A 21,694-nucleotide genomic window follows, 5' to 3' on the forward strand; every position below is an offset into this window, starting at 1 on the left:
GTATGACTTGTTATCAGTTATCAGTTATCTTTTATCTTTATTGCTGTCTTTGGCGATAGGCACAGACTTTTGGGTTTTTACCAGTTCAGCCTGACTTGCTTCAGTATCCCCCTGTACCAAGTCAACATAGTTGGCGGAGGCCAATTGCATATTGGCTTTTTCATCAGCGATGGCTTGTTGACGCGCCTGTTCAGCACTGGACTCAACGGCATTTTTAATCATTTGCCAAATAAAGCCTAAAACCAACCCAACCGCAAATACCACCAAGATAGGTAGCAAGCTGCGCATGGCTGCACCCGGTTCTTTCATTAAGATACCATAAATCACCCCGATACTGGCCGGAGCAATATCGCCGGTCTCGCCAGCAGCAGATCCAGGTGCCAGCAAAATAGCGAACACAGCTAGCCAGCTCATACCACCAAAGGGACTGGGCAGCACTCTAACCACCAAAAGCCACAACAACAGCACCATCACTGAAAACCCAACATAGGCATACATGGGCAGCATATCAGGCGGCACATTGGCCACAAAATGGCTCCACCAGATCGTCAGTCGGCTCGCCGCATCGCTGATGTCATCCAGCGGTAAATTAATAACAATATTGCGTAACCATTCCATGCAATGCTCAGTCTTCAAGTAATTAACGTTAAATTAAACTTATTGCCAAGGCCAGTCAGACCAAAGCAAATCTTGTCTTTCATTTGCCATATTCTACCATGAGTTAACTAATAATAAATCCATGGCTGATAGCTAATCGGCAGCTATTAATAAACTTTTAAGTCGTTATTAAGCGGCAAATTTGGCCAAAAAGTGTGCCTTTTGGCCAATAAACCCCTATTTTAAATGTTTTCTACACCAAATGAAAAATTAAATCCATTTATCAATCATAACGCTTATCTTGACCCTCTTTCATACGCGCCTGTGCCTGCGCCAATAGCACATCTGAGGGTGGGGTTTGTACAAAATAGCCTTGTGATTGTAATTTTTCAATCACGTCATCTTTATTGACTCTGGCCAGTTTTTTGGTTTCTGCTAAGTCCAAATGCATTAAGAATTTTGGCTCGCCCAAGCTTTGACGTAAGTCCTTGGGTAACACGCCCAGCCAATCTTTAATTTCATCGGTATCATTGGGATAGTCAGGGCGTGCAATATAGACATACATCTCGCTGCGTTTGGGAAATTTATAAATATCACAATGCATTACATACTACCTTTACAGTTAAAAAAATTAAGGAGTGATCCATTTAGGGCGCCATACAATCAAAAAAGCTAGCTTTGGCAGACCAAGCTTATTGTCATAAGCAAAATTTTGTCACGCTACCATAATACAACACGTGCGCCTTTTGGGTGGCTATAATAACGAATATGCTAACAAACGCAACACAAGCATAGCCTTGCCATCTCATATAGGCGGACAAGGCTTGCTAAGCGCATAAGCCAGTTTAAGATTTTACCAAGGCTTTTATTAAGTTGCGGCGTAGATTTTCGCTAAATGTTTACTCATCCAAGGTGCTGTATAATTCGCTGAGAATTTGTCACTTGTAAATTTGGCGCACACCTTTCATAATAAGGGCGTTTTTCAGGAGAGCGCAGTAAGCTTTTTAAGGCAAGTTAACTTCATGTGAGTGAACCGCATTAATAAATAAGACTGCCACCGAAGGCGTAAGCACCCTGCCAATCGCTCAGGTAACCGGACTGAATGACTCATTAGCCCACCGCCACAGCTGACCTATTAAGCTTATGGCCAGACGACTCATTACGGCAATAGTTATAAAATGCTGACAATGAGGTGGGCTTCAAAGCACAGCCATAGCCTGCGTTTTGAGACAACAATGACAAATCTGGAGAGTGGTACTTCAAGCATAAGTACCCACCGAAGGGGAAAAGATAGCGGTGATAGGCCACTATCGAAAATCTCAGGTCACAGGACAGATGGGGCAAATAAGTATATCGAGAGACTTTATCAGTGATTGCTGATAAGGCTAATGACTCGGCGACTTATTTGCCTTTTTTTATGCCATTTTTAGGCCTTTTATTTTTGGCTTTCATTTTTATTAATGATTTTTTTGATGATTTGCTATCCGCATCATTTACGATACAGTAGTTATTCACTTAAGTTTTATTAACTGCTTTTATTACTAACCATAAGGATTTGTCATGACCACCTTACAACGTACCCCTTTTTATCAGTCGCATTTAGACAATAACGGTAAGATTGTTGATTTTTCTGGCTGGGAGCTACCCATCCATTACGGATCTCAAATTGATGAGCACGAAGCAGTCCGTACCGATGCCGGTATGTTTGATGTGTCACATATGGTGATTACTGATGTTGAAGGCGCTCAGGCAAAAGCTTGGCTACAAAAGCTGTTGGCAAATGACGTGGCCAAACTAAAGACTGTCGGCAAAGCGCTGTACTCTGGCATGCTAAACGCAGACGGCGGTGTTATTGACGATTTGATTGTCTATTTGATCAACGAAGATGAAACCCAATACCGTATTATCTCAAACGCCGCTACCCGTGATAAAGACTTGGCTCAGTTTAATAAAGTGGCCGAAGATTTCGATGTGCGCCTAACAGAACGTCCTGAATTGGCAATCTTAGCCGTTCAAGGTCCAAAAGCTGTGGCCAAATTAAAACGAGCCAAACCTGCTTGGGCGGATACTTTAGATGCTCTTAAACCTTTTGTTGGTGCAGATTTAACCGATATCGAAGGCAATGACTGGTTTGTGGCGCGTACCGGCTATACTGGTGAAGATGGTGTTGAGGTTATTTTGCATGGTGATCACGCCTCTGACTTTTACAAGTTATTATTAGAGCATGAAATCAAGCCAGCTGGTCTAGGCGCACGAGATACCTTGCGTATGGAAGCTGGCATGAACTTATACGGCCATGACATGGACGATACAGTGAGCCCTTATGAGTGCAACATGGGCTGGACCTTGGCATTAAAAGATGACCGTGATTTTGTGGGCCGTGAAGCTTTAGTTGCCAAGCGCAAGCAGTCACAAGAAGAAGGTAGCGCCATGAAGCAGGTGGGCTTATTGCTTGAGACCCGCGGCGTACTGCGTGAAGGCATGAGTGTTACCATCAATCAAGGCACAGATAAAGAAAGTAGCGGTATTATCACCAGCGGTACTTTCTCGCCCACCCTAAAACAATCTATCGCCATCGCACGTGTTCCAGAGTCAGTCACCGATGAAGATACGGTACAAGTCGATTTACGCGGCAAGGGTAAATTTGTCGATGTCCGTGTGTTAAAGCTGCCCTTTGTGCGTAATGGCGCTAAGCAATTTGACTAATAGCCATTTATTGCTCTGCTAGCCAAGCTGTGCCCTGATTTAAGGCCTATTTTCGACCAAATTTCTATCGCATTTTTATTTTTTTGGTAATCGAAAATAGGCGCTAATAAACCCTGCAATTGTTTGCTATAGTAAGAGCGAATTTGCCCCAGTAGCGGATTTATTTAACCTTTTAATTCAACTACTTAATATTTTATTATTGTTTGATTTTTTAACCCCAGGAGAAAAACATGAGTAATGTTCCATCAGAGCTAAAGTACGTTGCCAGCCATGAGTGGCTACGTTTGGAAGACGACGGTACCGTGACCGTTGGTATCACTGACCACGCTCAAGAAGCCCTTGGCGATATCGTTTATGTTGAGCTACCAGACGTCGGTGACACTGTGGCCGTTGACGACGAAGTGGCTGTCGTTGAGTCTGTAAAAGCCGCCTCTGACGTTTATGCCCCGCTTACTGGTGAAGTTGTGGCGATTAACGAAGCGCTTGAAGATGATCCTGAAGTTATCAATACCGACCCATACGGTGAAGGTTGGATGTATCGTATCAAGCCTGACAATGCTGATGACTTTGAGTCATTATTATCGGCTGAAGAGTACCAAGCTGAACTATAAGTAACGCTTTATTGTCCATCAGTGTGTTAGATCAGCATTGCCTCTGACATCAGGTAATGCTGAGTTTTAAGACTTATTTTATAGTGCTTAAAATATAGAGTCTTAAGCTGATTCTCTAAATTTAAAGAGATGAAACTGGGGAAAACCTTATCAGTTGTCCCCCCTTATGATTTGCAAAGGATATGCTGGTATGAACAACGACAACAGTCACCAAGACAGTAACGCGAATGCTGCTAACCTTGAGGCGGCGAATAATGAGCAGGCGCTCAGCCCAAAAGCCCCTTATCTGGAAGCTTTTAAAAACGTGGTGGAGTCGCGTCGCTCGGTAAGAAGATTTACTGACACGCCCATTTCAGATGACGTGCTACGTGACTGCTTGCGATTGGCCATGCTCGCCCCGAACTCAAGCAACTTACAGCCTTGGGAGTTTTATGTCATTAACACGCCAAAGAAGCGTGCTAAGGCCAATAAAATTTGTATGAACCAAAACGGTGCCAGAACCGCAAATCGGCTTATTGCTGTGGTGGCAAGAACGGACACTTGGCGCGATAACGCCAAACAAAATATTCGCAAGTTCCCAGATGGCGCTGCGCCAAAAAAGGTGCGTGATTATTACGAAAGAATTGTTCCATTAGATTTTTTGCGTGGACCAGCTGGCATTATTTCGATTGCCAAGTGGGGCATGACAAAGGCCGTTCGTCAATTTAAAGGCCCTGTTAAATCACCTTATTATACCTATGAAGACATCAAAAACTGGGCGATGTATAACACGGCTCTTGCTGCAGAAAACTTGATTTTAGCCTTACGTGCTCACGGCTTTGACAGCTGTGCTATGGGTGGCTTTGATGAGCCTGCCCTAAAAAAACTGCTCAAACTTGGCAATCACCATCATGTGGTTATGATGATTGGTGCCGGAGAGCGTGCTGATAATGGTATATACCACAGTCAGTTCCGTTTCGATTACGATCAATTCGTCAAAGAAGTTTAACCTATTTTTTTATCCTACTTTTATTACCGCCTCATCATTCCCTACGTTAGCGGATTGGTGATTTAATCAAGCTCAATTTTGACCTTCAACTTGATACAAAGGACAACCATGACTTCAGCAAATTCAACCACTACCAGTAATGGCTTATCTTTTGATGGGCTGTTTGATGAAGCCCGTTTTGTCGCTAGACACTTAGGTTCAGGCGCCAACGACCAAGCCGAAATGCTAAAAGCAGTCGGTTATGAGGATATGGACAGTTTTATCGCTGATACCGTGCCAGAAGCTGTGCGTATGAACCGCGAATTAGACCTACCTAAGGCCATGAGCGAGCACAATGCCTTAGCCAAATTGCGTGCTATGGCAGACGATATCACCGTCAACAAAAGCTATATCGGCCAAGGCTATTCTCCTGTGCGTATGCCTGCGGTCATTCAGCGCAACGTACTAGAAAATCCAGGCTGGTACACAGCTTACACCCCTTATCAAGCTGAAATCTCACAAGGTCGTCTAGAAGCACTGCTAAACTTCCAACAAGTCTGTATCGATTTGACAGGTCTTGAGATGGCCGGCGCCTCTTTATTAGATGAAGCAACAGCCGCCGCTGAAGGTATGGCCATGGCCAAGCGAGTCAGCAAAAGCAAATCAAACCAATTCTTCGTTGATGAGCGCGTATATCCGCAGACCCTAGATGTTATCAAAACCCGTGCTAAGTACTTCGGCTGGGACGTTGTAGTCGGTGATTTTGAAACCGCCAAATCTGGCGACTTCTTCGGTGCCCTATTCCAGTATGTGGGTAAAGAAGGCGACGTGGTAGATTTAACTGAGGTTATTGCTGCGGTTAAACAGAACAAAACGTATGCGCTTGTGGTCAGCGATATCATGAGCTTGGTACTGCTAAAATCACCCGCTGCTATGGGCGCCGATGTGGCTTTGGGTAGTACGCAGCGTTTTGGTATTCCTATGGGCTTTGGTGGTCCACATGCGGCCTACTTTGCCTTCACAGATAAAGCCAAACGATCAGCGCCAGGCCGTATTATCGGGGTATCAAAAGACGCCCAAGGCAATACAGCGCTACGTATGGCGCTACAAACTCGTGAACAGCACATTCGCCGCGAAAAAGCCAACTCAAACATCTGTACCTCTCAGGTGCTATTGGCCAACTTGGCTGGTATGTATGCGGTATACCATGGCCCTGAAGGCCTAAAGCGCATTGCCACTCGCATCCATGCTATGGCAACTGCCTTTAGCGATGCCATTAAAGCGGCTGGCGATGAGCTAAAAGTGGTTCATGATCAAATCTTTGATACGGTATTGATCGATTGCGGCTCAGAAAAACTGGCCACTCAAATCTATGAGAACGCTGAAAACCTAGGTTATAACTTATGGCGTGAAGGCGACAGCAAGTTGTCGGTGTCTTTCTCTGAAACCAGTAATGCAGCAGACTTTGAAACCTTAACTCAGCTGTTCACCAACAAAGCAGAAGCCTTACCTAGCGATGCTCGTGTCTCTTTAGATTCAGCGGTATTGCGTACCGATGCTATTTTGACTCACCCTGTGTTTAATTCGCATCACACCGAACACGAAATGCTACGCTACTTGAAAAAGCTTGAAGACAAAGACTTGGCCATGAACCGTAGCATGATTTCGCTTGGCAGCTGTACCATGAAGCTCAATGCCACCAGCGAAATGTTGCCCATCACTTGGAATGAGTTTGCCAATGTGCATCCTTTCGCCCCTCGTGACCAAGTTACCGGTTACATCGCTATGATTGAAAGCCTGCAAGAGCAGTTAAAAGCCATCACCGGCTTTGATGATATCTCTATGCAGCCAAACTCAGGCGCCTCTGGTGAGTACGCAGGTCTATTGGCCATCCGCCGTTACCATGAATCATTGGGTCAAACTGAGCGTGATGTGTGTTTAATCCCTAAATCTGCCCATGGCACCAACCCTGCGACTGCTCAAATGATGGGCATGAAAGTTGTGGTAGTAGATACCGACGAAAACGGTAACGTCGATGTGGATGACCTAAAGGCGAAGTGTGAGGCGCACAGTGCAAACTTGGGTGCCTTGATGATCACTTATCCCTCAACGCATGGGGTGTTTGAAGCGGGTATCCGTGATATCTGTAGCTTAATTCACAGCCATGGCGGTCAAGTGTATATGGATGGCGCCAACATGAACGCTCAGGTGGGCATTATGCAGCCAGCTGAAGTGGGCGCGGATGTGCTACACATGAACTTACATAAAACCTTCTGTATCCCTCATGGCGGCGGCGGTCCAGGCATGGGTCCTATTGGCATGAAGTCGCATCTTGCACCTTTTAAAGCCAACCACAGCGTAACCCCTGTGTTTAATGCACCAAAAGACACCACAGCGGTCTCTGCAGCCCCTTATGGCTCAGCAAGTATCTTACCTATCTCATGGATGTATATCACCATGATGGGCCGTGATGGTCTACTGTCAGCCACTAAGACTGCGCTGCTTAACGCCAACTACGTGGCCAGTCAGTTAAAAGACGATTACCCTGTGTTATATACTGGCAAAAACGGCCGTGTGGCGCACGAGTGTATTATTGATATTCGCCCGCTCAAAGAAGAAACCGGCATCACTGAAGCAGACATTGCCAAGCGTCTTATGGACTACGGCTTCCATGCGCCTACCATGAGCTTCCCTGTGGCTGGCACCTTGATGATTGAGCCTACTGAGTCTGAAGCTAAGCATGAGCTTGACCGCTTTATTGCTGCGCTAAAATCTATCAAGCAAGAAGCCATGAAAGTAAAAGCGGGCACAGACGGCTGGACGTTAGAGGACAACCCTCTGGTCAATGCACCGCACACTGCCTTTGTGATTACTGGTGCTGAGTGGTCACACCCATACAGCCGTGATACCGCAGCCTTCCCATTAGACTATATCCGTGAGCACAAATTCTGGCCATCTGTGGGCCGTATTGATGATGTGTATGGCGATAAAAACCTAATGTGTAGCTGCCCAAGTATCGAAAATTATATGTAGGTAGGATGTAGCAGACAGCTTAGATGGGCATGTCAGCCTTCAATAAGCTAAGCTGCTATTGATACGCTGCTATTACTTAATGAGTAACAACAAAAAAACCTTCAGGTCCAAGACTTGAAGGTTTTTTTGTATGCAGTGTATTATGATAAGACTCACTCATGAGATTATATTAACGAGCTTACCTTATGTTAAAGCTACCCCTGCCTAATATTGTGCCTCTAAAAAAACCTGATAAACCTCATAAACCATCCCATAAACTGATGACCCATGGCGACTCAGAGCGTCCTTTTGTGGTGTTAATCCATGGACTGCATCAAAAAGACTGGATTATGACGCCATTGGCCAAGCAGTTACAAAACCGTGGTTTTGCCACCCATCAGCATAATTATCACAGCCTGCGTGAGCGTATTGATCAGCACAGTAAACGCTTAAATCAGTGGCTCACTGAGCATCACAATCCTGCCATCGCCATCCATTTGGTCGGACACAGCTTGGGCGGCCTGGTCATTCGAGATTTTGTGGCGCGTTATCCACACTGGAAAATTGGCCGCTGCGTTACCTTAGGCACACCACATAATGGCAGTACCACCGCCAAATACATGAGTACATTGGCGGCACCTTTAGTGGGACACTCATTTAAAAATGCATTAGATGGCCAAAGTGCCCCTTGGCCTAAAAGCATAAGCTTAGGCGTGATAGCCGGCGATGCCCCTTATGGCTTAGGGCAACTGGTGCTAAATTATCACAACCAAAAGGTTAACTTATCACAGCCGCAATCTGCCCACGATGGCACCGTTTATGTGTTTGAGACTCAGCTTAATGAGGCAACAGATCATATTATTATGCCCGTCTCACACACCGGTATGCTCATTAACCCAAAAGTAGCTGAGCAAACGGCCTACTTCTTAGACCATGGTTATTTTAAACGCCGCTAGTCATCCTCTTGCATGCTCATACCCGCTTTTAGTGCTTCTTTGTGCGACGTGATAAGTGGAATTAAGGTGCTCATCACCCATTCATTGCGCCAACCTTTTAGACCCTCAGGCAGCTGCTCAAGTGGTAAGTCATAGGCCACAATTTCATATAAGCTTGACAGCCATTTTTTGCGCATCAGCACATTGGCAGGCACGCCAGTCTGTTCCTCATATTGCTTAATCACCTGATCGACCGCTTTTGAGACACTCTTATCTTTAGAGCGGTAGGGTGGAAAAATCCGTGGTGGCTGCTCCTCTGGGCTTAGCGCCTTGGCCTGATTAATCACTTGGATCAGCTCATCACCATATAAGCGTACGATACTGCGGTGCATGGTGGTCTTTTGAGTCAGCTGCTTAATACTGGTTGGCATCTCTACCACCAAATCACGTACGGCTTGTTTTTTTAGCACAAAAGTCTTGGGCTGATTGGTCGCTCGAGCCAATGCCTCGCGCCAGCTAGATACTGCTTGTAATACCGCCAACTGCTCTGGGGTATAGCGAAAATCTGCCATAGCCAGATAAGTGGCGTCATCTTCGATATTGGCCGATTCATACAGCTCTTTGGCATACAACTGACAGTCCTCAACCACTTTATCAGTTAAGCCCTGCTTGCTCAGTTGCTGCTGCAATATATCGTATAAATTGAGCAAATAACGCACATCATCAATGGCATAATTTTCTTGCTCATGGCTCAACGGACGTGCCAACCAATCTGATTGGCTCTCTGCTTTTTCGACATGCACATCAAGCTCTTGGCTCAGTGCTTGCTGATACCCCATCTGTAGCTGTCCGGTTAGATAAGACAAAGCAATTTGAGTATCAAACACATTGGTGAGCGCAGGGCTTTCTGATAGCAGATAAAAAATACCCAGATCCTCACCGCAAGCATGCCAAATCATCAATGGCATCTCTTCTAATACCACCCAAAACTCCGTCAAATCAAGCTTCGGTGCATCAATCAAATAGATGGCTTTACCGGTATTAATCTGCACCAGCGCTAGAATAGGAAAGTAAGTATTGCGCTTAATGAATTCGGTATCTAGTGCCACCCGATCGCAGGTCTCTAAATCATCTAAACAGGCCTCTAGGGCATCAAAATCTGCCACCCAGTGCACAGGCAAATCTGCTGACGCTTGTCGCTCACGTGCAATAGCCTCAACATATAGTAGCTTGCTGCTGTCATAAATAGAGGCAATTTTTTTGTCTGTAGATTGCGCTTTTGCTGCGGTTGTCTCGGATGCTACCTGTGTCATTGGGGTCTTCTTAAAAATTGGCGAAAAAGTTAAACAAATAAAATCACAAAATATAAAAGCTAAGAGCGGTTTTGTAGCGCTTGCGATAAGGTCATACTGTCTAAATACTCAAGCTCACCGCCCATAGGAATACCTTGTGCTATACGCGTGACCTTGCCCACATGGCGACGCACAGCTTCAGCGATAAAATGCGCGGTGGTCTGCCCCTCTACGGTGGTACTGGTGGCTAGGATAATCTCATCAACCGGTGCGGTTTTGACTCGGTTAACCAGCTGATCTATATTGAGGTCATCGGCATTAATACCGTCTAATGGCGATAAATGCCCCCCCAACACAAAATAGCGACCTCTATAGCCTGCTGCTTGCTCGATGGCCATGACATCAGCGGCGGTCTCCACCACACACAGCACGCTATCATCACGTCTAGGATCAAGGCAGATAGGACAGATGTCATCATCACTAAAAGAATGGCATTGACGACATTCAATGATTTCGTGCATGGCGATATCTAGCGCCTGCGCCAAAGCTGAGCCTTGCCCTCTTCTACCATTTAGCAGATGCAGCGCCATACGTTGGGCGGTCTTTTGACCCACACCTGGCAGCACACGCAGCTGCTTAACCAAATTATCAAATTTTTCGGTTAACAATCAATCACCTTTTTTACTTGTGTCAATGAATCTATAAAATCAGCCAAGCACCTTAAATTCAGCGCCCTAGATTAAGCACCCTATTTTAGGGTCGCTCAACAATAGCGTTAAAAAAATAGCGTTAAAACAAAAATGGGGGGTAATTGACTCATTACCACCCCATTTTAGCTTTTAATCAGTCAATTAAAACGCCATTAACCAAATAGGCCTTGCATGCCTGGAGGTAGCCCCATGCCACTGGTGGCCTTGGCTAAAGTCGTCTCTGACAATTCGTCAGCTTTGGTAACAGCAGCATTAATGGCAGCAGCGATTAAATCTTCGATTAAATCTGGCTCATCTTCTAATAAGCTTGGATCAATAGAAAGACGTTTTACCACATGGCGACCGGTCATGGTCACTTTTACCAAGCCATTGCCGGCTTCAGCTTGAACTTCTTTATCTGCCAGCTCTTTTTTTGCTTTTTCTACGTTGGCTTCCACTTGCTTTTGCATGGCTTGCGCTTGCTGCATAAGTGCTTGAATATTCATATTTACCTCTAATAAGTAATCACAATGTATCGAATTTTGTGCTAGGTATCAGTCACTGTTTTATTGTTTTTAACAGCCCTAAGTCACCATTAGTCTCATTATACTGATAACTGAACAGACTGTCTAAGGGGTTATGTTTTAAGCTTGTGACTTGGCTTATTTACCTTGTTTTTAGGCTGCAGATGTCTTTATAGGATAAACACCGTCAAATTTAGCTCAGACTGTCCAATCCGCGTGCTAAGTCTTTGATAATATCATCGACATCTTCAAGGCCCACAGACAGTCGAATTAATGAGTCAGTGACGCCCGCCTCAGCTTTTGCCTCAGCCGAAATCCTAAAGTGGGTGGTGGTGGCCGGATGGGTCACTGTGGTTTTGGCATCGCCCAAGTTGTTGGTAATAGACACCATGCGCGTGCTATCAATAACATGCCACGCGGCAGATTGAGCAGTATGTGCCCCTACCGCCTTCACCTCAAAGCCCATAATGGCACCAAAGCAATTGGCGCGGTGATGCTGCTTGACCGCTAATTCATGCATAGGATGACTGGTTAATCCTGAAAAATGCACTTTTTCTACATGGGGATGCGACTGCAAAAAGGCGGCAACCTTATTGGCATTGTCACAATGTGCCTGCATGCGCAAATTCAAGGTTTCAAGACCTTTGATAAATATCCAAGCATTAAACGGGCTCATGCTAATCCCGCCTGATCGTACCACAACGAAAGCCTGCTGCATTAGCTCATCGCTACCCACTAAAGCACCGCCCAATACGCGGCCTTGCCCATCGATATACTTGGTGGCTGAATGAATCACCACATCGGCACCAAAATCCAAGGGCTTTTGAATGGCTGGGGTCGCAAAACAGTTATCAACCACAAACAGTGCGCCTTGAGCGTGAGCGATCTCACTAATGGCCTGTAAGTCGGCGATTTGACCCAAAGGATTGCTTGGGGTTTCACAAAATAGCAGGCGGGTATTGGGCTCAATGGCATCAGCCCAAGCTTGATTGTCAAAGCAGTCCACATAGGTGACGCTGACACCAAACTTACCCATAAAGTTATTAAACAGACCGACCGTTGAGCCAAACAGCTGCTTGGCTGCTACAATGTGATCTCCTTGCTTAAGATAAGCTAGGCACATGGTCAAGATTGCGCCCATACCAGAGGCTGTGGCCACCGCACGCTCACCACCCTCTAGTGCAGCCAATCGACGCTCAAAGGTACGTACTGTGGGATTGGTGTGGCGTGAATAGACATTACCGCTTTTGCTACCATTAAAGTGGGCAGCAGCATCAGCCGCTGACTCATACACATAAGAGCTGGTGGTGAAAATTGGCTCATTGTGCTCACCCTCATCGGTACGATGTTGACCGGCTCTGACTGCTATGGTCTGCATGCCATAGTCTTGGCTCAAATCAAGCGCATCGTTGTTCCAATTACTATCTAACTGAGAGCCTGACTTACTAGGGGTAGGCGCAGTTTTTGAGGGATCAAGGCTTAGAGTATTATCAGTCATGGTGTTGTCAGTCCTAGTATTATCAGCTAAATTGGCCAGTAAACTTAAAAGAAATTAATTAAAATAAGGGCTTATTAAATAAGCTATTCTAGCAATATATGGATGATTTTTTAGTAACTTTAGTGTTCTAATGTAGTGTAACGCTATTCTTATTTTGGATATAAAGGATTTTGACATGAGCTCTACCCCTGATACGTTTGCGCCTCGCAGTGCTGCCCCTACCTCAGTAAGCTTCATCGGCCTAGGTGCTATGGGGCACCACATGGCCAAGCACTTAGTCGGTTCGTTTGATACAGTGATGGTCTATAATCGAAATTTTGACAAGGCCACTGCGCACGCCGCAGAGTTTGGCACCCAAGCCGTCAGCCTAGAGCAAGCGGTGAGCGCCGATGTCATTTTCTCCTGCCTGCCCACCAGTCAAGTAGTCGATGACCTTATTGAACAAGCCTTACCACATCTTAACGCTGGCAGTGTGTGGGTAGACTGTACCAGCGGTGTACCTGAGAACGCCAAGGCCAGTCAGGCTAAGCTTAATGCTGCGGGCTGTGAGTTTTTGGATGCGCCTGTCTCTGGCCAAACCTCAGGGGCTGACAGCGGTACGTTGACGGTGATGGTCGGCGGCTCAGCCAAAGCGTTGGCTTATGCTAAGAGCGCCATCGACTGCTTTGCCGGTCTGATTGTCCATGTCGGTGACTCGGGGGCCGGTTTTGCGGTCAAAGCGGTCAATAACACCTTATTTGCCATTAATGCTTGGGCGGCTGTAGAAGGGTTATCGGTGTTAAAGGCGCATGGCGTCAACCCAAGTGATGCCTTAGCCTGCATCAATAAAGCCAGTGGTCAAAGTTTTGCCACTCTCGTCACTTTGCCAGATCGCATTGTTAATCAAACCTATCCTAAGACCTTTACCATCGACTTAATGGCCAAAGACTGCGGCATTGCCATTGATTTACAAACCGAAAAACAAGTGCCTACTCCGGTTATGGCGCAAGTAGCAAGCCTAGTGCGTGCCGCCAGCAATCAATATGAGCCCGGCTCTGCTGATTTTTCAGAGTTTGCTAAGTTTTATCAGCTGATGAGCGGCATTATTTTAAAAGATAACCATTAAAATCTTCTGCAATGCACTAAGCTGCGCTTTGTTGACCGTCACCTCAATAGGATGGATTGGCGTTACATTCGTCCTATTGCTGTTTTATTCCTGTCTTGTTTTAGTAAACATTTAACATACTTTAAACCTTACTAATTGGGTGTAAAATAGTTTAATTTTATGCCGCTTAATCTGCTGTCAGCTTTGGCTTCTTATTGCAGAGTGCTTTGAGGTCAGTTTTAGGTAAAGGTATCCTTATTTTGAGCGATTATTTGAATACTCAGCGTCCGCTAGCCAAGACATCCAGCCAGCCTGTGATCCACTCTTTTGAGTCCGTATTACTGGCCGACTCACGAATGTTAACCACCCACCTACCCAACTTGAGTATCTATGGGCTAGCTAAGCTGCTGTGCGTGGCGATGTTAGCGGTATTGCTCAGCGCTTGTAATACCTTACCAAAACAGCCACATTTAAATCAAAGCATTCAATTAACCCAGCGCTTACAGGCTAATTACAATACACACTTACAGCCAGCCTTGCCCAGTAACGCGACCGATGCCGAGATAGAGCTGGACAAAAAAGCACAATTGTCACGCGCAATTGACCAGCAAAGCGAAGCCCATCCGCATTTATCGGGTTACCACACCATCATCACAGGTGCCAACGCCTTTGCTGCCCGCAGTATTTTGACCGATAGAGCCAGCAAAAGTATCGATGTGCAGTACTATATCTGGCACAACGATCAAGCTGGGCAATTATTATTAAAAAAATTATGGCAAGCGGCAGATCGCGGCGTCATCGTACGCTTTTTATTAGATGATTTTAATAACAATGCTGCGCTAGATAAGCACTTACTGCGCTTTGCCAGCCATCCTAATATCGCAGTCCGCTTAATCAATCCGCTCACCCATCGTAAGTTTCAGACCCTGAACTATTTAGTCAGTCTAAAGCGAATTAACCACCGCATGCACAATAAAAGCATGACCTTTGATCGCAAACTCAGTATCATTGGTGGCCGCAATGTGGGCAATGAGTACTTAAGTAATGATAAAAATACTCAATTTGCGGATCTTGATGTGCTGTTAATAGGCAATGTGGTCGACGATGTGACACACAGCTTTGATCAGTATTGGGACTCAGGTTTGTCTTATGATATTGAGACCTTAGTAAAAGGCAAAGCTAACAAACCGATAAACTATGATAAACAAACCAGCTCCGAGCAGTTTTTCAGCAGTTTGGAGAAAATAAACCCACAGAACCCAGAGACAGCCGAAGAGGCGCTCAATGCTTATAATCGTGCCTTGGCCAACTCTACCATTGATACTGACTTAATAAATAAAAGAGTGCCTTTTCGCTGGGCTCCCATGACTTTTTTGAGTGATGATGTTGAAAAACTGGTTCAAAAAGCAGATCCTGAAAGCCATTTAGTGGTACAGCTTAGAGATCTGCTGGGCACGCCCACTAAGCAGCTGTCTATCGTTTCTTCGTACTTTGTGCCCACCAAAGATGGGGTAAATACTTTAATTGAGCTTGCTAAACAGGGCGTTAAGGTTAGAATACTCACCAACTCTTTTAATGCCACTGACGTTTCGGCAGTTCATGCCGGTTATGCTCAGTGGCGTGTGGCCCTATTAAGAGCGGGTATTGAAATCTATGAATTAAAGGCCACAGCGTCTGAAGAAGATAGAGAAAATAAGCTGTGGCGGGCTCGCTCTCAGTCATCTACGAGCCTACATGCCAAAGCTTTTGCTGTCGATGATCACAATGTGTTCATCGGCTCCTATAATGTCGACCCCAGATCAGCCAATATTAATACTGAGATGGGCGTGGTCATTGAAGATGATGCGTTGGCCAAAAAATTGCATGCTGCTATTAGTGACCAGTTATTATCGCAAGCTTACAAGGTCATCTTGACCTCAACCGGTCAACTGCAGTGGCAAACTTTGGAAAATACTGAGCTGGTTATTTATGAGCAAGAGCCGCACATAGACTTAATAGATTCATTATGGATTAATGTCATGTCCTCGATGCCCATTGACTGGCTGTTGTAAGTTTTATACCCCTTATTTGATTAGCAGACGCGTCCTATTCGTTACGCTTAGGATGCTCATTTTACTTTTAATCACTCGATACCTTTACTATGCCTTTTGTTGCCTTATCAGATTCCCAAAGCTCGGTGTCCCCAAAGCAATTAATGGTTATTTGCTTTGGTAATGCGGTCGCCTATTTTGATTTTCTAATCTATCTTTTTATGGCAGATATCATTAGCGCCACTTTTTTTCCGGCCAATGATGATCCGTTACTCGCCAAGCTACAAGCACTTACCATATTTATCGCCGGTTATTTAACTCGGCCCATTGGGGCGCTGCTGCTGGGCCGTTATGCCGATGTCAAAGGCCGCAAACCTGCGCTTTTAATCAGCACCTCATTTATTGCTGCGACGGCACTTATTACTGCTTGCCTGCCGACATACTCCCAAGTAGGCATTTTGGCACCCATCTTATTCTTTATCGCACGCATGTTTCAGGGCATGGCCTTTGGTGCGCACACCCCCTTAGGCTGGGTGTATATTGCTGAGCATGTAGACAAGCGTAATCTGGCCACTTACTTAAGTTTTGTTACCGCCAGCTTTATGCTTGGTGAGCTGGGCTCAAACTTATTATTTGAAGTAATTACCAACACCCATACGCCCACTGAGCTTATCGAAAGTGGTTGGCGTATTCCTTTTGTTTGGGGCGCTACGCTCAGTTTTGTGTCTTTGATGTTGTGGCACACTTTACCTGAGACGCCTATCTTTACCGCTCAAAAATGCAAACAGAAGTTTATGCCCAAAATATCTGAGATTGGGCCGTCATTTAAGCGCTTTAATGCCATTTTCTTAGCCTTAGTACTGACCTTTATTATGAGTAGCTTGACAATGGTTGTGGCCTTGCTATTACCGCGGCTAATTTCTATGAAGTTTAGTATTGATGAGTCTATGCTTAGCTTCTCAAATAATTTGGGCTTACTGTTTTTAATGATTGGTTGTATATTTTTTGGGTTAGTCGCAGATAAAAGCAGCACCGGTAAGGCTTTAATGATTGGCTCAATCGCCTTGACCTTGCAGGCTTTAGCCTTTTATTACCACTTAGAAAACGGCGGTGGCGCGTTTATCTTATTTATGTACGCCATTTTAGGGTTCTGTACGGGTATTATTAGCCTAGGCTCCGTCATCTTAGTGCAGTTATTTCCCACCGAGGTTCGAGTCGCCGCCGTTTCGCTCACTTATAACTTTATGTATGCGATAGTGGGGGTATCCCTACCCTTTGGTCTGGTCTATGCCACCAACTTGGTCAGCATCTCGCCGGCGTTATACATTATCTTTGTGAGTATCGTCACCTTTATTATCGGGCTATATATTTACCGTTTGCCTAAGTTTAAGTCGCTCGATGCATCTATTAAGCTATAGCTAATATAAACACAAAAGCCAAAAATCGGCTCAAGCAGGTCATGATATAATGATCACTTGAGCCTTTTGCTGCTCAAGCTGTCTGCTACAAACCCTATCGTCTTCCCCTTTTTATTCTAAGAGTACTTATCCTGTTATGACTGATACTGCCTCAGCTGTCACCGCAGCGCCTCATTCTGCCGATCTCATGCACAATAAGCGACTCTCAGTTGCCCCTATGATCGACTGGACTACGACAGATTATCGTTTTTTTGCGCGTCTGTTTAATCCGCACACTTACTTATATACTGAGATGATTTCGACCAGTGCCATTTTACAAGGCAAAACCGATCGCTTACTGCGCTATGACACACTTGAGCATCCACTGGTGTTACAGCTAGGCGGTGCCGATATTAGCGAGATGACCCAGTGTGCTGTTGAAGCACAAAAGCGCGGCTTTAATGAGGTTAATATTAATGTGGGCTGTCCCTCTGATAGAGTCCAGCACAATAAAATAGGTGCCTGCTTGATGGCTGAGCCTGATACCGTAGCCGCCTTGGTGCGTAATATGCAAGCGCATGTTGATATTCCAGTGACTGTCAAGCATCGCATTGGCATAGATGAGCATGACAGTTATGAGTTTATGCAAGACTTCGTGAGTGCCAGTGCTGAAGCCGGTTGTCAGCGTTTTATTGTTCATGCCCGTATCGCTTGGCTAAACGGACTAAGCCCTAAAGAAAACCGTGAGATTCCGCCACTGCGCTATGAGGATGTCTACCGCTTAAAGCAAGCGTTTCCTGAGCTACATATTGAAATTAATGGCGGTATTGATAGCATTGAGCAGATCAAAGCCCATCTTCAGCAAGTCGACGGGGTCATGATTGGCCGTGCTTCCTACCACAATCCCTATATCTTGGCCGAAGCAATGTCGCTTTGGGGCGAGGCTGCGCCTAGTCGCGCACAGATATTAACCAAATTGTACCCCTACTTAGAGCAGCAAGTGGCCAAGGGCGAGCCGCTACCTTCTTTGGCCCGTCACTTCTTGGGGTTGTTCCAAGGTCTGCCCGGTGCCCGCAAATGGCGACAAGCATTAAGCGGTAAGCAGCAAATGAGTGTCGATGATATTCGCCGAGCAGCTGATGCGACCCTAGCCATCATTGAGCGTGCGGCTACTGATGATTTGCTTGATAATTCGCTCAATTAAGCCCTATCATGCCTGTTGGTGATGGCGCCCAATAATACAGACAAAAAAAGCTCAGTGCTGATGGCACTGAGCTTTTTTTGTCTGTATTACTGGGTACTAAGATACATCCACATGGCCAACCCATTATTCATCATATGAATAAGTATCGGCAGCATCAAAGACCCAGATTTGGCACGGGCGTAACTGAGCAGTAAAGCCAGCAAAAATATCACGCTCATCTCATAAAACGCATATTGTAAGTGGATAATGGCAAACAAAATACTGGTCACCAAACTTGCCACCCATACCCCAGTCTCGCCCTCAAACTGCTCTTTTGTTGCCGTCCATAAAATGCCGCGGAACATCACCTCTTCATAAATAGGCGCCGCCACCACCATGACTGCTATCAACAACCATTTTGGGTCTGCACTGGCATACAGCTCATCGACAAAAGCGGTGGGGTCTTTTTCAAGCCAATAAGTCACCGCCTCAGTCGCAAACATAAACAGCAGCCACAGCCCAAAGATACCCAGAGCTATGCGCAGTGCAAAAGGCTTAATTGCCAAATAATCCGCCACACTGTGGTTATGAGACAAACCGGGTGAGGCGCTACTGTTTAGGGTAACCTGACGTAGCCGTACTTTAATCAGCGCCGCTATTGCCAACAGCAATACCACCAAAGTAAATATCATCGCATAGCTGGTCACTGTGCCGTTATAACTGCCCATACCAAAGCGCTGCGCAGCGGTCAGCGTCTGTTCATTAAACACATAAGGGGCGAACAGATACACCCCAAGCAGCTGCAGTGCCAAAAACAGACCCACAATGCCAATATACAACGCCCCCACGCCAGCTTTAGAAAATAGCTTGGGTGGGGGCGCATCTAAAATAGCTTTATCCGTAGATCTGTATAGCCGATGGCTCATGGTTTATTTTTAGCCTTGTTCAGCAATGGTTGCCAAAATTAGCGACACCACAGAGTCAGGATACTCTAGCGGGAACATGTGTCCGCCAGCATGTAGCTTAAAGGGGATAGACAGCCGCTTACGTATCTTGGGCGGAAAGCTGCGTTTATAAAACTGACTGTCATCACCGATAATTAAAGTCACCGGCTTTTTGGGTGGTTTATTGGGTTTTAACCAATACCAAGAGGGATTCGTACGAAACACGGCTACTTCAGCATCTTTTGGAATGGTTAGGGTCACTGTACCATCGGGTAGACTGCGCAAACCATGCTGAATGTAGCCCTCAAAGGTGCGTGGATCGAAGTTTTTAAAAAAAGTCTTAGGTTGCAAAAGCTGACGCGCCTGCTCACGACTATCCCACACATCACGGCGATGCTTAGAGATACCGGCAGGTGACATCTTATCCACGGTTTTTGCTGACAATAGCTTAGCGGCATGCCACAACAAGTTATCACGGCCATAAATAAGCGGTGGATCCATCAATACCGATTGCATAAATAGCTTAGGCTTACGGTACATCGCCTGTAGGGTACACAAAGCCCCTAATGAATGGCCAAGCCCTATCACCGGCACCTTGTGCTTGTTGACCACGCTTTGAATACTATCAATCACTTGATCTGTTAAGCTCTTCCAGTGATTATCAATGGGATAACTGACCTCGCCCAACTCATCAAAGCCCAGAACTGGGATATACTCCACCATAAAATGCTCCTGTAGCTGCTCAAAGAGTGGCTGGTAGACTTGGCTTGGCATACCATTGGCATGGGCAAAATGAATAACAGGCTTACCGGTCAGCTTTGACACAGGTAAGCGTGAAAAATCTAAGTTAAGAGGACGAGGTAGTGTTGACATTTATTTCATCTCAGCTGAAGTTTGTTCCTCTGGCAATAGCTTTAGTTCTACCGAAGAACCAATACCAGAGCCCAATTGTAGAGCAAAGTTATTTAAGAACATCTGCATCGGATCAACTGGGGTGTAATCTACTACATTATCAATATCCAGCTCTTTTTCCAAGCTCATTAAGCTGCCCTTTTTATCGGCCAGACCCAAAGCAATGGCTTGCTCACCTGTCCAGAACAGCCCAGTAAATAGCTTATTGTCTTCTGGATTTTTTAGTCTGTCGCCGCGGCCTTTTTTCACAGCATCAATAAAATGCTTATGCGTATTGTCTAACACGCCTTTGATGTGCTGCTTTTCAAAGTCTGTTAAATCACGGCTCATGCTTAGGATATCTTTGTACTCACCAGCCGTCAGTGTGGCATCTTTTACACCGTACTTATCCATCAAGCCTTTTAGGTTATAGCCTGGCATAATAACACCAATTGAGCCAACCAAGCTTGAAGGATTAACGTAAATCTCATCAGCCGCAGAAGCAATATAATATGCCCCTGAAGCGCCCATATCACCGATCACCGCGTACAGCTTTTTATTGGGATGCTCTTTACGTAGCGACATCATGGTCTGCCAAATCTCATCTGACTGCACCGGAGAGCCACCGGGCGAGTTGATATTCAACACGACAGCCTTGGCGCCTTTTGATTCGAATGCTTCAGATAAAGCAGCGCTAACATCGTAGGCATTAGCGGTATTATCGGCACTAATGACCCCTTGCAAATCCACCACAGCAATATGCGGCTTGGTCACATCAACGCTGCTAATGCTCTCGGCAGTACTACAACTGCGGCTGAGCATAAAAAATAATAGCAGTAAGGTAAGCAAGCTTAATACTTTAGAAATCACGCGCCAGCGTCGAGCACGGCGCTGCTCTTCAATGCTTGCCAATAAGGTTTTTTCAAGCAAGTGCCACTCTCGGCCCCCAGAGCTTACCGGCATCACTCGCGGTGATGGATTGTCTGAGTTGTTGGGTGTGGGGGTGTTATCGGGAGTTTTATTTGGATCTGGCGGCCAGTTTGACATATAAAATGTGAATCCTACTTTTAGATTAATGTGTTTATTTTGCTGATAAAGCAGTAATTTTTATTGCGTCACTTGATGGCGTAAATAAGACACCATACCGCTTTTTTAGCAGTTGCCACCATACCTTACAACGCCTATGTCTGTCAGCGGTAATTCTGTAAAATATTAATTCAAATCTTATTGTTAGGCCTAAGTAGTCGATGACGTCATTTGCTTTTTGTCATTGACTCATTGTTTACTTACGTTCTCACTAAGCGATGAGATTAAACGATGAGATATTGATACTA

General features: G+C 45.5%; 18 protein-coding genes and 2 riboswitches. Of the genes, 9 read left to right on the forward strand and 9 right to left on the reverse strand.

The window, feature by feature from the left end; translation table 11 throughout:
- Positions 1-24: 24 nt before the first annotated feature.
- Entirely contained in the window at positions 25-618 is a 594-nt protein-coding gene (locus MN210_RS09295; protein WP_338412099.1) for a hypothetical protein, read from the reverse strand.
- A gap of 262 nt (positions 619-880) precedes the next feature.
- Positions 881-1,201: a YcgL domain-containing protein gene (locus MN210_RS09300; protein ID WP_011960938.1), complete on the reverse strand. Its 321-nt coding sequence runs from the start codon at positions 1,199-1,201 to the stop codon at positions 881-883.
- Positions 1,202-1,570: 369 nt separating this feature from the next.
- Positions 1,571-1,708: riboswitch (glycine riboswitch) on the forward strand.
- Positions 1,709-1,831: 123 nt separating this feature from the next.
- A riboswitch (glycine riboswitch) is annotated at positions 1,832-1,942 on the forward strand.
- A gap of 215 nt (positions 1,943-2,157) precedes the next feature.
- Between MN210_RS09300 and gcvT the strand changes: the two genes are divergently transcribed.
- The 5 genes from gcvT to MN210_RS09325 all read left to right on the forward strand — a co-directional run bounded on the left by gcvT (position 2,158) and on the right by MN210_RS09325 (position 8,849).
- Positions 2,158-3,303 (forward strand): glycine cleavage system aminomethyltransferase GcvT, encoded by a 1,146-nt coding sequence (gene gcvT, locus MN210_RS09305; protein ID WP_011960939.1) that lies wholly within the window; start codon positions 2,158-2,160, stop codon positions 3,301-3,303.
- Between the two features lie 230 nt (positions 3,304-3,533).
- Positions 3,534-3,914: a glycine cleavage system protein GcvH gene (gene gcvH / locus MN210_RS09310; RefSeq protein ID WP_011960940.1), complete on the forward strand. Its 381-nt coding sequence runs from the start codon at positions 3,534-3,536 to the stop codon at positions 3,912-3,914.
- Positions 3,915-4,104: 190 nt separating this feature from the next.
- Positions 4,105-4,902 carry a nitroreductase family protein gene (locus MN210_RS09315; protein WP_241878343.1) on the forward strand — a complete coding sequence of 266 codons (798 nt, stop codon included), beginning with the start codon at positions 4,105-4,107 and terminating at the stop codon, positions 4,900-4,902.
- A gap of 108 nt (positions 4,903-5,010) precedes the next feature.
- The gene (gene gcvP, locus MN210_RS09320) at positions 5,011-7,914 is read left to right on the forward strand and encodes an aminomethyl-transferring glycine dehydrogenase (RefSeq protein WP_155587065.1); all 2,904 of its coding nucleotides are present in this window, start codon (positions 5,011-5,013) and stop codon (positions 7,912-7,914) included.
- A 260-nt stretch (positions 7,915-8,174) separates the two neighbouring features.
- The gene (locus tag MN210_RS09325; protein WP_041773746.1) at positions 8,175-8,849 is read left to right on the forward strand and encodes a serine aminopeptidase domain-containing protein; all 675 of its coding nucleotides are present in this window, start codon (positions 8,175-8,177) and stop codon (positions 8,847-8,849) included.
- Here MN210_RS09325 and MN210_RS09330 read toward each other — a convergent pair.
- The 4 genes from MN210_RS09330 to MN210_RS09345 form a co-directional block, all read right to left on the reverse strand.
- The gene (locus tag MN210_RS09330; RefSeq protein WP_338412100.1) at positions 8,846-10,141 is read right to left on the reverse strand and encodes a ribonuclease D; all 1,296 of its coding nucleotides are present in this window, start codon (positions 10,139-10,141) and stop codon (positions 8,846-8,848) included. The two genes, MN210_RS09325 and MN210_RS09330, sit on opposite strands and share 4 nt — an antisense overlap.
- 59 nt (positions 10,142-10,200) lie before the next feature.
- Positions 10,201-10,788 carry a recombination mediator RecR gene (gene recR, locus MN210_RS09335; RefSeq protein WP_338412101.1) on the reverse strand — a complete coding sequence of 196 codons (588 nt, stop codon included), beginning with the start codon at positions 10,786-10,788 and terminating at the stop codon, positions 10,201-10,203.
- 194 nt (positions 10,789-10,982) lie between these two features.
- Positions 10,983-11,315, reverse strand: a complete 333-nt coding sequence (locus MN210_RS09340) for a YbaB/EbfC family nucleoid-associated protein (protein WP_011960946.1) — start codon at positions 11,313-11,315, stop codon at positions 10,983-10,985.
- 211 nt (positions 11,316-11,526) lie between these two features.
- Complete coding sequence (locus MN210_RS09345; protein WP_255016645.1) at positions 11,527-12,831, reverse strand: O-succinylhomoserine sulfhydrylase; 1,305 nt, start codon at positions 12,829-12,831, stop codon at positions 11,527-11,529.
- 175 nt (positions 12,832-13,006) lie between these two features.
- Here MN210_RS09345 and MN210_RS09350 point away from each other — a divergent pair, with 175 nt between their 5' ends.
- From MN210_RS09350 to dusA, 4 genes are all read left to right on the forward strand, one after another.
- Positions 13,007-13,936 carry an NAD(P)-dependent oxidoreductase gene (locus tag MN210_RS09350; protein ID WP_338412102.1) on the forward strand — a complete coding sequence of 310 codons (930 nt, stop codon included), beginning with the start codon at positions 13,007-13,009 and terminating at the stop codon, positions 13,934-13,936.
- Positions 13,937-14,334: 398 nt separating this feature from the next.
- On the forward strand, positions 14,335-15,966 hold the full coding sequence (locus tag MN210_RS09355) for a phospholipase D family protein (protein WP_338412840.1): 1,632 nt from the start codon (positions 14,335-14,337) through the stop codon (positions 15,964-15,966).
- Between the two features lie 143 nt (positions 15,967-16,109).
- A complete protein-coding gene (locus tag MN210_RS09360) occupies positions 16,110-17,363 on the forward strand; it encodes an MFS transporter (RefSeq protein WP_227535679.1) in 1,254 nt (417 codons plus the stop codon).
- A 136-nt stretch (positions 17,364-17,499) separates the two neighbouring features.
- Positions 17,500-18,546 (forward strand): tRNA dihydrouridine(20/20a) synthase DusA, encoded by a 1,047-nt coding sequence (gene dusA, locus MN210_RS09365; RefSeq protein WP_241878347.1) that lies wholly within the window; start codon positions 17,500-17,502, stop codon positions 18,544-18,546.
- Positions 18,547-18,632: 86 nt separating this feature from the next.
- Here dusA and MN210_RS09370 read toward each other — a convergent pair whose 3' ends face one another.
- From MN210_RS09370 to sppA, 3 genes are read right to left on the reverse strand one after another with little or no spacing between them, the layout of a single operon-like run.
- On the reverse strand, positions 18,633-19,451 hold the full coding sequence (locus tag MN210_RS09370; protein WP_241878348.1) for a CPBP family intramembrane glutamic endopeptidase: 819 nt from the start codon (positions 19,449-19,451) through the stop codon (positions 18,633-18,635).
- A gap of 9 nt (positions 19,452-19,460) precedes the next feature.
- Entirely contained in the window at positions 19,461-20,342 is an 882-nt protein-coding gene (locus tag MN210_RS09375) for an alpha/beta fold hydrolase (RefSeq protein WP_338412103.1), read from the reverse strand.
- Positions 20,343-21,407 carry a signal peptide peptidase SppA gene (sppA, locus tag MN210_RS09380; protein ID WP_155587072.1) on the reverse strand — a complete coding sequence of 355 codons (1,065 nt, stop codon included), beginning with the start codon at positions 21,405-21,407 and terminating at the stop codon, positions 20,343-20,345.
- Between the last annotated feature and the right edge of the window lie 287 nt (positions 21,408-21,694).

The organism is Psychrobacter raelei (genome assembly GCF_022631235.3).
Classification (GTDB): domain Bacteria; phylum Pseudomonadota; class Gammaproteobacteria; order Pseudomonadales; family Moraxellaceae; genus Psychrobacter; species Psychrobacter raelei.

Coding starts and splice junctions, on each gene's coding strand:
- MN210_RS09340 (WP_011960946.1), bottom strand. CDS start 11,315: ATGAATATTCAAGCACTTATGCAGCAAGCGCAAGCCATGCAAAAGCAA.
- MN210_RS09350 (WP_338412102.1), top strand. CDS start 13,007: ATGAGCTCTACCCCTGATACGTTTGCGCCTCGCAGTGCTGCCCCTACC.
- gcvP (WP_155587065.1), top strand. CDS start 5,011: ATGACTTCAGCAAATTCAACCACTACCAGTAATGGCTTATCTTTTGAT.
- MN210_RS09295 (WP_338412099.1), bottom strand. CDS start 618: ATGGAATGGTTACGCAATATTGTTATTAATTTACCGCTGGATGACATC.
- MN210_RS09360 (WP_227535679.1), top strand. CDS start 16,110: ATGGTTATTTGCTTTGGTAATGCGGTCGCCTATTTTGATTTTCTAATC.
- gcvT (WP_011960939.1), top strand. CDS start 2,158: ATGACCACCTTACAACGTACCCCTTTTTATCAGTCGCATTTAGACAAT.
- MN210_RS09325 (WP_041773746.1), top strand. CDS start 8,175: ATGACCCATGGCGACTCAGAGCGTCCTTTTGTGGTGTTAATCCATGGA.
- dusA (WP_241878347.1), top strand. CDS start 17,500: ATGACTGATACTGCCTCAGCTGTCACCGCAGCGCCTCATTCTGCCGAT.
- MN210_RS09375 (WP_338412103.1), bottom strand. CDS start 20,342: ATGTCAACACTACCTCGTCCTCTTAACTTAGATTTTTCACGCTTACCT.
- MN210_RS09355 (WP_338412840.1), top strand. CDS start 14,335: ATGTTAGCGGTATTGCTCAGCGCTTGTAATACCTTACCAAAACAGCCA.
- MN210_RS09315 (WP_241878343.1), top strand. CDS start 4,105: ATGAACAACGACAACAGTCACCAAGACAGTAACGCGAATGCTGCTAAC.
- MN210_RS09300 (WP_011960938.1), bottom strand. CDS start 1,201: ATGCATTGTGATATTTATAAATTTCCCAAACGCAGCGAGATGTATGTC.
- gcvH (WP_011960940.1), top strand. CDS start 3,534: ATGAGTAATGTTCCATCAGAGCTAAAGTACGTTGCCAGCCATGAGTGG.
- MN210_RS09370 (WP_241878348.1), bottom strand. CDS start 19,451: ATGAGCCATCGGCTATACAGATCTACGGATAAAGCTATTTTAGATGCG.
- MN210_RS09345 (WP_255016645.1), bottom strand. CDS start 12,831: ATGACTGATAATACTCTAAGCCTTGATCCCTCAAAAACTGCGCCTACC.
- MN210_RS09330 (WP_338412100.1), bottom strand. CDS start 10,141: ATGACACAGGTAGCATCCGAGACAACCGCAGCAAAAGCGCAATCTACA.
- sppA (WP_155587072.1), bottom strand. CDS start 21,407: ATGTCAAACTGGCCGCCAGATCCAAATAAAACTCCCGATAACACCCCC.